The sequence below is a fragment of the Parageobacillus sp. NEAU-HV-2 genome, from assembly GCF_059115485.1.
Genome location: NZ_JBXUJJ010000002.1, coordinates 363,805 through 378,174 on the forward strand (window position 1 = coordinate 363,805; position 14,370 = coordinate 378,174).

Sequence of the window (14,370 nt, forward strand, 5' to 3'; positions counted from 1 at the left end):
CGCTATTTTTTTGCTTTGAAATGGACGACAGCGCTGTAAAACCGTTTGCCGTTTTCCGCTACATGCATTTGGTGGGAAACGTGGTGGACATGAAGCAAAAGCGCCTTATTATGTTCGATTTGTTCATTAATTTTTTTCTCGAGCGTCTGCAAATCATCAGCTTCAAAAAATTCAATTTTATCTTCGATGAGATCAAGCGAAATCTTCATCGCTCCAGCCTCCTTTCACCGCCAAGTGTAACAGATTTTGACGTGATAATCTATTGGGAGCGCGGAAAACATTTGCGGTTTTTGTCGCAAGCTAGGCTTCTTGCCTGGGAAAATAACGAATAGGTAAGAAATATTTTATCATTGAAGAAAATAAAAACTTATGATACATTGAGAACAGATTTGAGGCAAAAACATAGTATATTCATAGGAATTATAAAAATTATGGAGTGTGACACTATGGGTAGAGAGTTTCTTGATTTGTTTGAAGAATGGGCAGAATCATATGATCAATCTGTGGAAGGATATGATGAAGAATACCGCGAAGTGTTTGCAAATTATGATGGTATTTTAAATACAGTCGCTGATAAGGCAGGGAGTGTCGTGCTTGAATTCGGCGTCGGCACGGGAAATTTAACGAAAAAGCTGCTCGAACGAGGAAAAACAGTGTACGGTGTAGAACCGTCTGCACCGATGCGAAAAAAAGCACTTGAAAAGCTGGGGGCGCATGTGTCGATTGTGGACGGGGATTTTTTGCAGTTTCCACTCCCTCCAGAACCGGTCGATACGATTGTCAGCACATATGCTTTTCACCATCTTACCGATGAGGAAAAAGGAGAAGCAATTGCTAAGTATGGCGAGTTATTAAAGAAAGGTGATAAAATAGTGTTTGCTGACACGGCATTCCGTGATAAACAGTCGTTTCAGCGAACCGTACAGGAGGCAAGAGCGCGCGGTTTCCATAACTTGGCCGACGACCTCGAACGCGAATATTATACGACATTGGACGTATTGACGAAACTATTTGCAGAACACGGCTTCTCTGTCACATTTACGCAAAAAAATGCATTTGTATGGGTGATGGAGGCGGTAAAACAAGAATAAGAAAGAGGGAGAGACAGAAACATGAAAGTTGCAATTATCGGGGCAATGGAAGAAGAAGTAACGATTTTGCGTGACCAAATGGAAGGACGGGAAGAAACGGTCATCGCCAATTGCGAATTTTCAACGGGCCGGATCAACGGCGTCGATGTCATTTTGTTGAAATCGGGCATTGGCAAAGTAAACGCGGCGATGGCAACGGCCATTTTGCTGGAGCGGTTCCGTCCGAATTACGTCATTAATACCGGCTCAGCGGGAGGATTTTTAGCGACGTTAAACGTCGGTGATATCGTCATTTCCAGCGAAGTGGTGCATCATGATGTCGATGTGACGGCTTTTGGTTATGAGTATGGGCAAGTGCCAGGAATGCCGGCGCGCTATCAGGCGAACAAAACATTAATAGACATTGCCAAACGCGGCGCCCAAGAAATTAGCGATGTGCAGGTAGTGACAGGCCTTATCGCCACCGGTGACTCGTTTATGAACGACCCAGAGCGCGTCGAGTTTGTCCGCGGCAAGTTTCCGGAGCTTTGCGCTGTCGAAATGGAAGCAGCGGCGATTGCCCAAGTATGTACACAATTTGCCGTGCCGTTCGTCATTATTCGTGCACTCTCGGATATTGCCGGCAAGGAATCGGATATATCATTTGAACAATTTTTAGATACGGCGGCGAAACATTCCGCCCGTTTAGTCGTATCGATGCTGTCATTATTGCAAAAATAAACCGAGGAAGGCGTTCCTTCCTCTTTCTATGTTTGTAAAGAAATGGAGTGACAAGCGTGCGAGTGGCCAAAAATGTGCACGAGCTGATTGGACATACCCCGGTTATGGAAATTACGCAATTTCCGCTGCCCGAAGGCGTCCGCGTATTTGCGAAATTGGAATATTTCAACCCGGGAGGAAGCATTAAAGACCGTCTCGGCCAAGAGTTATTGCGCGACGCATTAGAAACGGGAAAATTAAAGGAAGGCGGAACGATCATTGAGCCGACGGCGGGAAACACCGGCATTGGGCTGGCGCTGGCGGCGATTGGCAAAAACATCAACGTGATTTTTTGTGTTCCAGAGAAATTTAGCATCGAAAAGCAGCAAATCATGAAAGCGCTCGGCGCGACGATTGTTCATACGCCGACGAGCGAAGGAATGCAAGGAGCGATCCGCAAGGCGCAAGAACTGGCCCGTGAGATTCCGAACTCCTATTGTCCGCAGCAGTTTGCCAATCCGGCCAATCCAAGAACATATTATAAAACGCTCGGCCCGGAACTATGGGAAGACCTTGACGGACAAATCGACATATTTGTCGCCGGAGCCGGTTCGGGCGGAACGTTTATGGGAACGGCAACGTTTTTAAAAGAAAAAAACCCGAATATCAAAACGGTCATTGTCGAGCCAGAAGGATCGATTTTAAACGGCGGAGAGCCGGGGCCGCATAAAACAGAAGGCATCGGAATGGAATTTTTGCCGGATTATATGGATCCAAGCTATTTTGATGCGATTCATACGATTAGCGATGAAGATGCGTTTAAGCGGGTAAAAGAACTTGCCAAAAAAGAAGGGCTGCTCGTCGGAAGCTCTTCAGGTGCTGCGTTTCACGCTGCATTGCTTGAGGCCAAAAAGGCGCAGCAGGGGACAAATATCGTCGTTATTTTTCCGGACAGCAGCGAGCGCTATTTAAGCAAAAAAATTTATGAAGGTGGGATTTAAATGAGACGAAAAACGAAACTCATTCACGGCGGCATCCCAGGTGATCCGCATACGGGAGCGGTTTCTGTTCCGATTTATCAAGTTAGCACATATAAACAAGAAGGAATTGGTGGTCATAAAGGCTTTGAATATTCCCGTACTGGTAATCCGACCCGCTACGCGTTAGAAGAGCTGATTAAAGATGTAGAAGAAGGATATGCCGGTTTTGCGTTCGCCTCCGGAATGGCGGCGATTACGGCGGTCATGATGCTGTTTAACAGCGGCGACCATGTCATTTTAACCGACGATGTGTATGGCGGCACGTATCGCGTCATGACGAAAGTGCTAAACCGCTTAGGGCTTGAGTCGACTTTTATTGATACAAGCGACCTCTCAAACATCGAAAAACATATCCAGCCGAATACGAAAGCGCTTTACATTGAAACGCCAACCAATCCACTCTTAAAAATTACGGACATTCAAGCTGCTTCCGCCATCGCCAGAAAGCATGGTTTGCTGACGATCGTCGACAACACGTTCAGCACCCCGTATTGGCAAACGCCAATTGCCCTTGGCGCCGACATTGTTGTCCATAGCGCGACGAAATATTTAGGCGGCCATAGCGATGTGGTCGCAGGGCTGGCGGTTGTCAATTCGGAAGAGTTGGCAGAAAAGCTGCATTTTATTCAAAACTCTACCGGAGGAATTCTCGGCCCGCAAGATTCATGGCTTTTGATGCGCGGCATCAAGACGCTTGGCGTGCGCATGGAGGAGCATGAAGAAAACACGAGAAAAATCGTTGAATTTTTAGCGAACCATCCAGCGGTCCAAAAAGTGTATTATCCAGGATTGGAAACACATCCAAACTATGAGGTTGCCAAAAAGCAAATGCGCGGATTTGGCGGTATGGTCTCTTTTGATGTCGGAAGTGCAGAGAAAGCCGACCAAGTGTTAAACCGTGTCCGCTATTTTACGCTCGCAGAAAGCTTGGGAGCAGTCGAAAGCTTAATTTCGCTGCCGGCGAAAATGACGCACGCATCCATTCCGAAAGAACGCCGCGAACAATTAGGCATTACCGATGGGTTGATCCGCATTTCTGTCGGATTGGAAGATGTGGAAGATTTAATCGAAGATTTAGCACAAGCATTGCATGGTTAAAATTACATCCCCACCTTTTCTGTCTTGTATGATACAGTTAAGGATGGAAAGTGGGGGATACAATGGAACGGCAAAAACAACAGTGGAAGGAAAAAGCGGCTGATTATAAAATGTTTGCTGGCGTACTGCTGGCGGTAAGTGTCTTTTTATATATTGGCACGCTTCTTCCTACGGCTGCGCCGGAGAAAAAGGCGTATTTGCTTTATTTCATTGTGATATTGTTAATAGGCGCATTTTCCTTTTTTCAACGAGCGATCAAATATATCCGCTTATTGCGGGAAACGGACGAATAAACCTGCCTTTTCTTGCTGAAGAGGCAGGTTTTTTTGCCATTTTGTCAAAAAATTGTTTACAAACCCATTTCTTTTGGATATAATTACCTCTATAATAATGATAGCAAAAGGAGGTCGAAGACAATGACAGTAATGATGACAATGATGATCACAAAAACAGAAAACAACGAGAAAGAGCTATTCGACCTTCTGGTTGCATTGGCTTAATTATGTTCACGATGAATTAGCAAACAAAGCCGCAGAGGGGGAATAGTTCCTCTTTCTGCGGCTTTTTATGTTTGAAGCCGCAGCGAGGGATTCTCACTGCGGTTTTCTTTATATATGAAGGAGGTGAAATATAATCATGACGATTCATTTATTTTTCGTAACGATAACGATCGAGCGCAGAAGACCAGCTAAGAAAGACAGAGAGCAAGAACGTTTTTTGCGAGAAATTGAAGAAGAAATCTTGGACCGTAAATGTATGATGCATCATCGTCCATTTTAATCAAAGAAGAGAAAGGAGGGAAAAACGATGATTCAAGCATTAATGATGATGTGGATGAAAAGAAAGGGAGATTCCACCTGACTGTGAAGGGGGAGTGTCAATGATGCTTCGGGTTTTGCTGTTGACGATGGAATTTCATAAATTGTTCAAAACCATGCGAAAAAACCGCTTGTTCCTTCGTGTAAAATAAAGAGGAAGAATTACAAGGAGGGGGAACAAGGGATGTTCGCCATGGTGATGGGGATTGTGATTACAGCATCGATCGCTTTAATTATAACAGCGGAAGTAAGCGCGGAAGCGCAAACGCAAAATTAATAAAATAAGAACAAGGAAAGGTGTCCCAACAGTAATCTTGGGACACCTTTTGCATTTATCTCCGTTTTTCTTTTTCGTTTTTATATAAAATTAAAGTATAATTTTAGAAATACGAAATTTTCATAGGTTGAAAATAGCTATTTAAAAAAGGAGGCAGTAACAATGGCAGTTTTAATAAAGCAATTAACAGAATGTTCGTTAAACGACATTCTCAATGCTTGGAACAACGGATTTCAAGGGTATGATGTCAATGTATCCATGAATATGAAACAGCTCCTTTCAAGAATGGATATACAAAACCTGTCTCCAGAACATTCTTTCATAGCTTTTGATGAACAAAAACCGATTGGAATAGTGTTAAACGGTCTTAGGAAAACAAAAACAGGTAAGATCATTGCATGGAATGGGGGAACGGCCGTAGCTCCTGAATACAGACAGCAAGGAATTGGAAGGATGTTGATTGAGGCCTCCATTGCAATGTATAAAAAAGAAAATGTTCATATAGCGACATTAGAAGCGTTAAGCCAAAATAAAAAAGCGATTCAGCTTTATGAAAAAATGGGTTATCAAATTGTAGATGAGCTGCTGTTATTGGAGAAAAAAGAAGTGGAAACATATAGTATTGCTGAGAAGCTTTTATCTACATATAGTGGAGAGGTGAAATTAGCAGAAGAGCTTGCTGCTGTCCATTTTTATCCAGACATTGTGCCTTGGCAAACCGATTTCCGCTCTGTAAAAAATGGAGAAGTATTGTTCATTTATCAAAATCATTCGCTTTTAGGATATGTATTGTTTAAACGCAGTTGCAATGAATTAGGGAAAGTTGAAGATGTTACTATTTTCCAATGTAAGACAGCTGATGTTGAAGATAAACAGGACATCATTGATTTTGCTTTTTATGTTCTCACCAAAAATTATAAAGGAGCCAATTTTAAAATTATTAATCTTCCGAAAAGCAATGATCATTTCGTATCCACACTCGAAAATGCAGGTTTTCATCTTTTTGCTAAACAAGTATTCATGTTAAAAGATATGGATTGCTAGCTACAAAAACAAAGGCTATAAATTTAGCAGGAAATTTCGGAAAATTAAGCGAATTTGTTGTATATCGCAAAAATTAGGGGGAATTAGAAAATGAAAAAGTTGACATTGCAATTTTTTCATTATCATTCGTGGGCAAACAAACAACTTATAGAACATCTTAGCAAGTTACCAAAAGAAATTATTAATAAAGAAGTAAATAGCGTTTTTCCTTCCATTTCACAAACTTTTGCACATATGTATGCCGTGGATGAATTATGGTTTTTAAGGATAAACGGCAAAAGTGTCGATTCCATCGAATCGAAGCAATTTAAGACAATACAAGAAATTAATGATGCATTTACCTATTTACATAATGAGATTTTAGAATTTCTCAATCGCCAAGATGATTTGGAACAAACAGTCGTTTACCATAACACGAAAGGGAAACGCTTTAGCAACAGTATCCGTGAAATTATTTACCATATAGTTAACCATGGAACTTATCATCGTGGTAATATTTCAGCGATGATCAGACAGTTGGGGTATCAGGGAATATCTACAGACTATATTTACTATTTAAGGAACACGAACAAGGAATAATGGCAACGAGAAAACAAATTTAAACTATTTTTGGAGAAAAGCTTTACAGCTATTGCCCGAGTTCGGCAGTTTCTCTTTTCAGGCAAACAAAATAAGAACAAGGAAAGGTGTCCTAACAGCAGTCTTGGGACACCTTTTTGCACATTTATCTCCGCTTTTCCTTTTCATTCCGATAAAACTCATGAAACATTTTCATTAATGCACGCTTTTCGATACGGGATACATAGCTTCTGGAAATGCCGAGCTCTTTCGCGATCTCCCGCTGTGTTTTTTCCTGCTGCATATCAAGGCCGAACCGGCTAATAATCACTTCCTTTTCCCGCTCATCTAACACATCGATGTATTTTTTTATTTGTTCGAGTTCCATGTTAAGGTGAATTTCATCTACAATATCGTTTCCTTCTGATTTTAAAATGTCGATTAAGCTAATTTCATTTCCTTCCTTATCTTGCCCAATCGGTTCGTGTAGTGAGACATCCTTTCGCGATTTTTTTAGCGAGCGTAAATGCATTAAAATTTCGTTTTCAATACAGCGGGCTGCATATGTGGCCAGTTTTGTTCCTTTGCTTGACGAGTAGCTTTCGATCGCCTTAATCAGGCCGATGGTGCCGATGGAAATTAAGTCCTCCACATCTTCACCGGTATTTTCAAATTTTTTTACGATATGGGCAACAAGACGCAAATTATGTTCAATTAAAATATTGCGGGCCTGTTGATCTCCTTTCGCCATCAGCTCTAAGTATTTTTCTTCTTCTTTAGCGCTTAGCGGTTGGGGAAATGCGTTGTTTTTAATGTATGATACTAAAAACATCAATTCCTTCATTAGAAACGCAAACGCTGATAAAATACTGGACATTCTGTCACCCCACCCTATGTCGTTGTAGGCAATGGCCTATTACTTATGTATATGACGGAAGGGGGTTGTACGTGTTTGGACAAAAAGACGTAAATAATAAATATTATTGACGTACGAATGTTGTAATAGTAAAATAATTTTGTCGTTTTTTGTCCAAAAATCTTTAAAGGAGGCGATGAAATGAGGAAGATTGGATTAGCTTGGCAAATTTTTATCGGACTTGTTCTAGGGATTGCTGTTGGGGCTATTTTCTATGGAAATCCAAACGTGGCTACTTATTTGCAGCCGATTGGAGATATTTTCCTTCGCCTTATTAAAATGATTGTGATTCCAATTGTGATTTCAAGCCTTGTTGTTGGCGTTGCCAATGTAGGGGATTTGAAGAAGCTTGGAAAACTAGGCGGAAAAACGATTATTTATTTCGAAATTATCACGACGATCGCCATTGTCGTCGGTTTATTGGCGGCGAATATTTTTCAGCCGGGAGCCGGCGTGAACATGAAATCATTGGAGAAAACAGATATTCAAAGCTATATTGACACAACCAATGAAGTGCAGCACCACTCCATGATTGAAACGGTCGTTAACATTGTCCCAAAAAATGTTTTTGAATCTCTTGCAACTGGAAATATGTTGCCGATTATTTTCTTCTCGGTCATGTTCGGTTTAGGGGTAGCGGCAATTGGCGAGAAAGGAAAGCCAGTGCTGCAATTTTTCCAAGGCACCGCGGAAGCGATGTTTTATGTGACAAACCAAATTATGAAGTTTGCGCCGTTTGGCGTGTTTGCACTGATCGGTGTAACGGTTTCGAAATTTGGGGTTGAGTCGCTCATTCCGCTTAGCAAACTTGTCATTCTCGTTTATGCAACGATGATTTTCTTTATTGTTGTAGTGCTTGGAGGAGTTTCTAAGCTTGTTGGTATAAATATTTTTAATATTATTAAAATTTTGAAGGACGAATTGATTTTGGCGTACAGTACGGCAAGTTCGGAAACGGTTCTTCCAAAAATCATGGAGAAGATGGAGAAATTCGGTTGTCCGAAAGCGATTACATCGTTTGTCATTCCGACAGGCTATTCGTTTAACCTAGACGGCTCTACTTTATATCAGGCGCTGGCTGCCATTTTTATCGCGCAGTTGTACGGCATTGATATGCCGATTTCGCAGCAAATTTCCCTTTTGCTTGTGTTAATGGTAACATCGAAAGGAATCGCCGGAGTACCGGGCGTCTCGTTTGTCGTGTTGCTCGCAACGTTGGGAACGGTAGGAATTCCGGTAGAAGGATTGGCGTTTATTGCTGGAATCGACCGCATTTTAGATATGGCTCGCACGGCTGTCAACGTCGTTGGCAACTCGCTGGCGGCAGTCATTATGTCCAAATGGGAAGGACAATATAACGAAGAAAAAGGAAAACAATATATTTCCGAACTGCAGCAAAGTGCATAATGAGAAAAAGGCTGACATGAAAGGTCAGCTTTTTTCTTTGGATAAATTCAAGCATGTTGCATGCCAATTTAACAGTTCCTGAAGATGTCCGCTAAACCAAAAGTTTAGCAGACTGGCATGCGATTTAGTCAAATTTATTTTTTTCTTCCGAGCAGTATAGTATAATTTGTTGCTGAATAAGGTTGTAATGAACGGCTTGGCTAATATTTATACATAGGAGGAAAACGATGCACGAGTTGGTACAGACGGTTTTTACCTTTTTGGCGGATTTAGGATATTTCGGAGTTGCCTTGGCATTAATGATTGAAATTATTCCAAGCGAAATTGTACTTGCCTATGCCGGCTATTTAGTATCGCGTGGAGAAATATCCTTTATTGGAGCAGTGATAGCGGGAACGATCGGCGGAACGATCGCCCAACTGTTTCTTTATTGGATGGGGTATTATGGCGGCAGACCGCTTCTTGATAAGTACGGAAAATATTTGTTGATTAAAAAGAAACATCTTGATGTAGCGGAACAATGGTTTGAAAAATACGGTCCAGGCGTCATATTTACCGCAAGGTTCGTTCCGGTTGTTCGCCACGCTATTTCGATCCCGGCAGGCATCGCGAAAATGTCATGGAAGAAATTCACTTTCTATACAACGTGCGCGATTATTCCGTGGTCGATTTTCTTTATTTTTTTAGGGGAACGGTTAGGAAGCCACTGGCAGGAGATTGATGAAATTGCCCGCCCGTATTTGCGGCCGATTATCTTTGCTGCAGTTGCCGCTATGGTCGTTTATATCGGCATACAAGTATATCGGCGCAGACGGTGATCTAGCAAAACTCCCACCTCTAAATAAAATGTAGGTGGGAGAGGTTCTAATGGTTGCTTGTTCTTTTGTCATTCGCTATATTTATGATAGATTCCCGCTTATTCAAGAAAAAATTTTAATCGAATGGGGTACGATAGTGAAAAAATTTATTGTTATTGCTCTTATCATTGCAGCAGGGGTGTTTTTGCTGCCATATAGCTTGCCGCTTGTTTTCGCATTAGCGACGGCGTTATTATTGGAACCGGCAGTGAATCGTTTGCAAATCGATTATCGGTTGAAACGGGCGCATGCGGTAACGACGGTTTTTTCGTTATTTCTCGTCATCGTCGGTTTTTCTTTGTACTTCCTGATCGTCATCCTTGTACAGCAAATGATAACTTTTTCGCAAAAACTGCCGCACTTTTTGAGTGAGACAACGCAAGTATTAGATCGCTTAATTCAGATGTGGAAGTCATACTCGAGCTCGATTCCGGAAGAAATGATTGATTCATTAGAAAATAGTGTAAAAACGATTCAACATCTGCTTTTAGAGTTTGCCACTAATTTAACGCAGTCGATTGTTCACTACATCACGCTTATCCCTGGCTTTCTTATTCACTTCTTAGTATATTTAATAGCGTTGTTTCTCATTAGTTTAGATTTGCCGAAGCTAAAAAAAGGAACGAGAAAATATTTGTCCGAACGGACGTATCAGCGGCTGGCGATGGTGGTGGCGCAGTTAAGCAAAGCGGGCGTTGGCTTTATTAAAGCGCAGTTTTTGCTCAGTTTGATCACCTTTTTTATTGCCTTGGCCGGCTTATTGCTGTTAAAAGTGGACTATGCTGTTGTCATGGCATTAATTATTGTGATTGTGGATATTTTGCCAATTTTAGGAACCGGTTCTGTGCTGGTGCCATGGGGAATCATTAGTATTGCCAATGGCAATAGCGGGCTCGGAATTGGTCTTTTTGTATTGTTTGTCATTATTACTGTAGTGCGCCGTATTATTGAACCGAAAGTGTTCTCAACGAACTTAGGCATTTCTCCTTTGGCCGCATTAATCAGCGTTTATTTAGGGTTTCAGCTGCTAGGTTTCATCGGATTGTTTATTGGGCCGGCGTTGGTGATTTTAGTAGAAACGATGGTAAAAGCCGGAGTGATCAAATTTTCTTTTAAGCTTTAAGCAAAAACAGGCTGGCAAACATATGCCAGCCTGTTTTGCTTTAGTGCGCAAACATGGTTATGCAATCTTTCAGTTAAGGGAATGGTTTGCTGTTTTCGTATGCGGCAAAATTAAAATTTCAACGCGCCGATTTTTCATCCGCCCCTCGGGAGTGTCATTCGATGCGACCGGCTTAAATTCCCCGTATCCTTTCGCACTAAATAAGCGCGGATCGAGCTTCGGGTTTTCCAATAACAGTTTCATAAAATTTACGGCCCGCATCACGCTTAGTTCCCAGTTGGAAGCGAACTTGGCATTATGAATCGGCACGTTATCCGTATGTCCGCTAATAATAACATTGCGCGGCGGATTCATAACGAGCAGCTCGGAAATTTCTTTGGCAAGTTTCCGGTCTTTTACCCGCACTTCCGCACTTCCCGAATCAAATAAAATATCGTTTAATATCGTGATCGCTAATCCTTCTTCCGTTAAAGAGGTCTGCAATTTCCCGCTTAACTGATTTTGCACGATGTACCCATCAATTTTTTCTTTAACGTCCTGTAACTCTTCTTGATCTTGTTTATCGAGTGCGTTTTTATTTTCCTCCTGCTGCTTATGGTCTTGCTTTGGCGATAAAGGAGGCTGTTTTGGCGCAATCGGGCTTTCAAAATCAAGGACACCCGTCCCGCCAGTGAACGCAGCGCTAAATGAGCGGGCAATTTCCTGGAATTTTTTTTGGTCGATTTGGCTGCTCGCAAACAAAACGATAAAAAGGGCAAGCAATAGTGTTAATAAGTCAGCGTACGGAATCAGCCATGATTCGCTAATATGCTGTTCCTGCTTCACCTTCTTTTTCTTACTCATTTCCTTTTTCTCCCTGTTCCATCAGTTTCCGACGTTCGCCTTCCGGAAGATACGAAGCAAGCTTTTGTTCAATCGTTCGCGGCGCCTGTCCTTCCAAAATAGAAAGGACTCCCTCTATCATGATTTGCCGTATTTTTGCTTCTTCCTTTGATTTTCTTCTTAATTTATTGGCAAATGGATGCCATAACACATATCCGGTGAAAATTCCGAGCAAAGTGGCGACGAATGCCGCACTAATCGCCTTACCAAGTTCGCTGATATTCTGTATATTGCCCAATGCTGCAATGAGCCCGATGACTGCACCGAGCACTCCAAGTGTCGGCGCATATGTACCTGCTTGTGAAAAAATAGATGCATTTGTCTCATGGCGCTCTTCCATCGCTTCAATTTCTTCAGTCATGACATCGCGAATAAATTCTTGCGTTTGCCCGTCAATCACCATGCTTAAGCCGTTCCGCAAAAATGAATCGTCAATCTCATCTAATTTCGCCTCTAAGGCGAGCAGCCCTTCACGCCGGGCTATGTTCGCCCAGTCGACAAACAGCGGAATCAATTCCTCCACCGTTGGAATATTTTGCTCTTTAAAAATGACGGCTAATAACTTCGGGATTTTTTTTATTTCGCGGGTCGGAAACGCGATGGTAACAGATGCGATCGTTCCGACGATAATAATTAAAATGGCTGCCGGGTTAATTAATACATTAAAATTGACCCCCTTAAAGTACATTCCTAATACAACCGCGATGATGCCAAGAAGAATTCCAATAATCGATGTTTTATCCAATGAAATCCCCCCGTTACATTGAAAGCACGATATTCAATTTGTGCTTTATAATAAGTCCACATTTATCATATAATTAATAACAAGGATTGAAAAGGGAAAATGGTGTGATAAGGAAATAAAAAGGCTGCCCAATCCGTTTATTATTTCACTGTTGGAAAGGACAGCCTTGCTTATGTTTTATATTTTTTTCAGCTTAAATGTTCCGACCATTAAAAACGATAGGGTGATCATTAGGAAAATAAAAAACTGCGGTGGAAAATAATGAATCGTTAAATAGCTTAACGTTAGCAGCACTCCGGCTGCCGTAATGGGAAGCCCGGAAAAGTAGCCGTTATTTTCTGTAATATTGAACCGAGCAAGACGAAAGGCGCCGCAGCCGATATATAAAATAGTGAAAAACGCACCTGGTGCGCCAAATTCGTACAGTAAGGCCTGATACATTAACAGCGCAGGGGCTACTCCAAAGGATATGATGTCACTCATCGAATCCAATTGTTTGCCAAGTTCCGATTCAATGTTTAGTTTTCGCGCAACAGCCCCGTCAAAGCGATCGACTAAAGCCGCTAAAAAGATAAGGAGCAGGCTGACATGAAGCCCTCCTTTTAACGTTGTTAGGACGGAGAAACCGCCTAGCGATAAATTAGTTATGGTTAGAATATTTGCGATGTTTGCTTTTAACTTTTTCAATGTGGAATCTAAATAATCCGATAAAAACATTTCTCCTCACTCCTTTTCGCCATCAAACACGGCCGACAAAATCTACTACCATTATACTCATTTTCCTTGTAATATGAAAGGTAGCAAAAAACACAATCACCGCAAATTGGAGGGAATATGTTTGCTGAAATGGTTGTATCGCCTGATGGTTGAACTGACTAATCATTCGCTTTCATCAAAAATGATTGCCCTTTTTACGAAATCCCGTTTGAGCGCGGTACTTATTCCATCGTATGCAAAAATTTATAATATTAATCAAGAAGAGATGGAAAAAAAATTAAAAAATTATAAAACGTTGCAGCAATTGTTTATTCGTAAGCTAAAAGAAGGAACAAGGCCGATTGACGAAACGGAAAACGGAGTGATCAGCCCAGTAGACGCAATTATTGAAGATATTGGGACGATCCGAGAAAACAGTGAAATCGTTGTGAAAAATAAAACGTATTCAATCGCCGAGATGCTTGGCAGCAGCGAAGCCGCCCAAAAATATGTTAATGGATTATTTATTATTTTATATTTAAGTCCCAGCCATTATCATCGCATCCACAGTCCGATATCTGGAGTGGTGCAAAAACAATGGGTGCTTGGAAAAAAATCGTATCCAGTTAATCGCCTTGGCTTAAAGTACGGCAAACAGCCGTTATCAAAAAACTATCGTATAATTACAGAAGTGGATGCAAACGGAAAGCATATTGCGATCGTAAAAATAGGAGCGATGTTTGTCAACAGTATTGAGCTTACCCATGCAAGTAAACATTTGACAAAAGGACAGGAAATTGCCTATTTTTCTTTTGGTTCTACCGTTGTTTTATTATTTGAAAAAGATAGCATTGAGCTTGATGAACGAATTGTCGTGCCAATGGGAATTAAAGTTGGGGAACGGCTTGGGTATTTAAAATAAAAAAAGCCCTGAGGCGAAAATCAGGATGACAACTTAATTTTATGACTTAACGAACGACGCTGGATTTCTTTTTCAATGAGCGCAATAAATTCAGGACTTAAATTTAATTCTTTTGCTTTATAATACGATTCGATCAACAACTCATCGGATAGATGTTTCATGCTGAAAACCTCCTTCAGCAATGGAATATATTTTGT

General features: G+C 41.4%; 18 protein-coding genes. 12 read left to right on the plus strand and 6 right to left on the minus strand.

Annotated elements, in window-relative coordinates; genetic code table 11:
* Positions 1 to 2: 2 nt before the first annotated feature.
* Entirely contained in the window at positions 3 to 209 is a 207-nt protein-coding gene (locus AC1WMD_RS05240; RefSeq protein ID WP_043905560.1) for a YrzA family protein, read from the minus strand.
* 237 nt (positions 210 to 446) lie between these two features.
* On the opposite strand from AC1WMD_RS05240, the gene AC1WMD_RS05245 reads away from it, so the two are divergent.
* The 8 genes from AC1WMD_RS05245 to AC1WMD_RS05280 all read left to right on the plus strand — a co-directional run bounded on the left by AC1WMD_RS05245 (position 447) and on the right by AC1WMD_RS05280 (position 6,646).
* Positions 447 to 1,091, plus strand: a complete 645-nt coding sequence (locus AC1WMD_RS05245) for a class I SAM-dependent methyltransferase (protein ID WP_043905559.1) — start codon at positions 447 to 449, stop codon at positions 1,089 to 1,091.
* Between the two features lie 21 nt (positions 1,092 to 1,112).
* Positions 1,113 to 1,811, plus strand: coding sequence for a 5'-methylthioadenosine/S-adenosylhomocysteine nucleosidase (mtnN, locus tag AC1WMD_RS05250; protein ID WP_043905558.1), 699 nt, complete (start codon positions 1,113 to 1,115; stop codon positions 1,809 to 1,811).
* 56 nt (positions 1,812 to 1,867) lie between these two features.
* Positions 1,868 to 2,791, plus strand: a complete 924-nt coding sequence (locus AC1WMD_RS05255; protein WP_494256202.1) for a PLP-dependent cysteine synthase family protein — start codon at positions 1,868 to 1,870, stop codon at positions 2,789 to 2,791.
* On the plus strand, positions 2,792 to 3,928 hold the full coding sequence (locus AC1WMD_RS05260) for a bifunctional cystathionine gamma-lyase/homocysteine desulfhydrase (protein WP_494256204.1): 1,137 nt from the start codon (positions 2,792 to 2,794) through the stop codon (positions 3,926 to 3,928).
* A 62-nt stretch (positions 3,929 to 3,990) separates the two neighbouring features.
* On the plus strand, positions 3,991 to 4,221 hold the full coding sequence (locus AC1WMD_RS05265; protein WP_494256206.1) for a YrhC family protein: 231 nt from the start codon (positions 3,991 to 3,993) through the stop codon (positions 4,219 to 4,221).
* A gap of 343 nt (positions 4,222 to 4,564) precedes the next feature.
* On the plus strand, positions 4,565 to 4,708 hold the full coding sequence (locus AC1WMD_RS05270) for a YrzI family small protein (protein WP_088124192.1): 144 nt from the start codon (positions 4,565 to 4,567) through the stop codon (positions 4,706 to 4,708).
* Positions 4,709 to 5,185: 477 nt separating this feature from the next.
* On the plus strand, positions 5,186 to 6,067 hold the full coding sequence (locus tag AC1WMD_RS05275) for a GNAT family N-acetyltransferase (protein WP_494256208.1): 882 nt from the start codon (positions 5,186 to 5,188) through the stop codon (positions 6,065 to 6,067).
* A 90-nt stretch (positions 6,068 to 6,157) separates the two neighbouring features.
* Complete coding sequence (locus AC1WMD_RS05280) at positions 6,158 to 6,646, plus strand: DinB family protein (RefSeq protein WP_043905554.1); 489 nt, start codon at positions 6,158 to 6,160, stop codon at positions 6,644 to 6,646.
* A 145-nt stretch (positions 6,647 to 6,791) separates the two neighbouring features.
* Here AC1WMD_RS05280 and sigK read toward each other — a convergent pair whose 3' ends face one another.
* Positions 6,792 to 7,502, minus strand: coding sequence for an RNA polymerase sporulation sigma factor SigK (gene sigK / locus AC1WMD_RS05285; RefSeq protein ID WP_494256210.1), 711 nt, complete (start codon positions 7,500 to 7,502; stop codon positions 6,792 to 6,794).
* Between the two features lie 180 nt (positions 7,503 to 7,682).
* Here sigK and gltP point away from each other — a divergent pair, with 180 nt between their 5' ends.
* The 3 genes from gltP (at position 7,683) to ytvI (ending at position 10,928) form a co-directional block, all read left to right on the plus strand.
* Positions 7,683 to 8,948 carry a glutamate/aspartate:proton symporter GltP gene (gene gltP, locus AC1WMD_RS05290; protein ID WP_043905552.1) on the plus strand — a complete coding sequence of 422 codons (1,266 nt, stop codon included), beginning with the start codon at positions 7,683 to 7,685 and terminating at the stop codon, positions 8,946 to 8,948.
* 227 nt (positions 8,949 to 9,175) lie between these two features.
* Positions 9,176 to 9,766: an undecaprenyl phosphate transporter UptA gene (uptA, locus tag AC1WMD_RS05295; RefSeq protein ID WP_043905551.1), complete on the plus strand. Its 591-nt coding sequence runs from the start codon at positions 9,176 to 9,178 to the stop codon at positions 9,764 to 9,766.
* A gap of 136 nt (positions 9,767 to 9,902) precedes the next feature.
* Positions 9,903 to 10,928, plus strand: coding sequence for a sporulation integral membrane protein YtvI (gene ytvI / locus AC1WMD_RS05300; RefSeq protein ID WP_494256302.1), 1,026 nt, complete (start codon positions 9,903 to 9,905; stop codon positions 10,926 to 10,928).
* Positions 10,929 to 10,997: 69 nt separating this feature from the next.
* Here the strand turns inward: ytvI and motB are convergent, their stop codons facing one another.
* The 3 genes from motB to pssA form a co-directional block, all read right to left on the minus strand.
* A complete protein-coding gene (gene motB / locus AC1WMD_RS05305; RefSeq protein ID WP_043905550.1) occupies positions 10,998 to 11,771 on the minus strand; it encodes a flagellar motor protein MotB in 774 nt (257 codons plus the stop codon).
* Positions 11,764 to 12,555, minus strand: a complete 792-nt coding sequence (motA, locus tag AC1WMD_RS05310) for a flagellar motor stator protein MotA (protein ID WP_043905549.1) — start codon at positions 12,553 to 12,555, stop codon at positions 11,764 to 11,766. Before motA ends, motB begins: the two co-directional genes overlap by 8 nt.
* 177 nt (positions 12,556 to 12,732) lie before the next feature.
* Positions 12,733 to 13,272, minus strand: coding sequence for a CDP-diacylglycerol--serine O-phosphatidyltransferase (gene pssA / locus AC1WMD_RS05315; RefSeq protein ID WP_043905548.1), 540 nt, complete (start codon positions 13,270 to 13,272; stop codon positions 12,733 to 12,735).
* A gap of 121 nt (positions 13,273 to 13,393) precedes the next feature.
* Here pssA and AC1WMD_RS05320 point away from each other — a divergent pair, with 121 nt between their 5' ends.
* Positions 13,394 to 14,173: a phosphatidylserine decarboxylase gene (locus AC1WMD_RS05320; RefSeq protein ID WP_043905547.1), complete on the plus strand. Its 780-nt coding sequence runs from the start codon at positions 13,394 to 13,396 to the stop codon at positions 14,171 to 14,173.
* A gap of 20 nt (positions 14,174 to 14,193) precedes the next feature.
* Here AC1WMD_RS05320 and AC1WMD_RS05325 read toward each other — a convergent pair whose 3' ends face one another.
* Positions 14,194 to 14,334 (minus strand): sporulation histidine kinase inhibitor Sda, encoded by a 141-nt coding sequence (locus tag AC1WMD_RS05325; RefSeq protein WP_043905546.1) that lies wholly within the window; start codon positions 14,332 to 14,334, stop codon positions 14,194 to 14,196.
* Between the last annotated feature and the right edge of the window lie 36 nt (positions 14,335 to 14,370).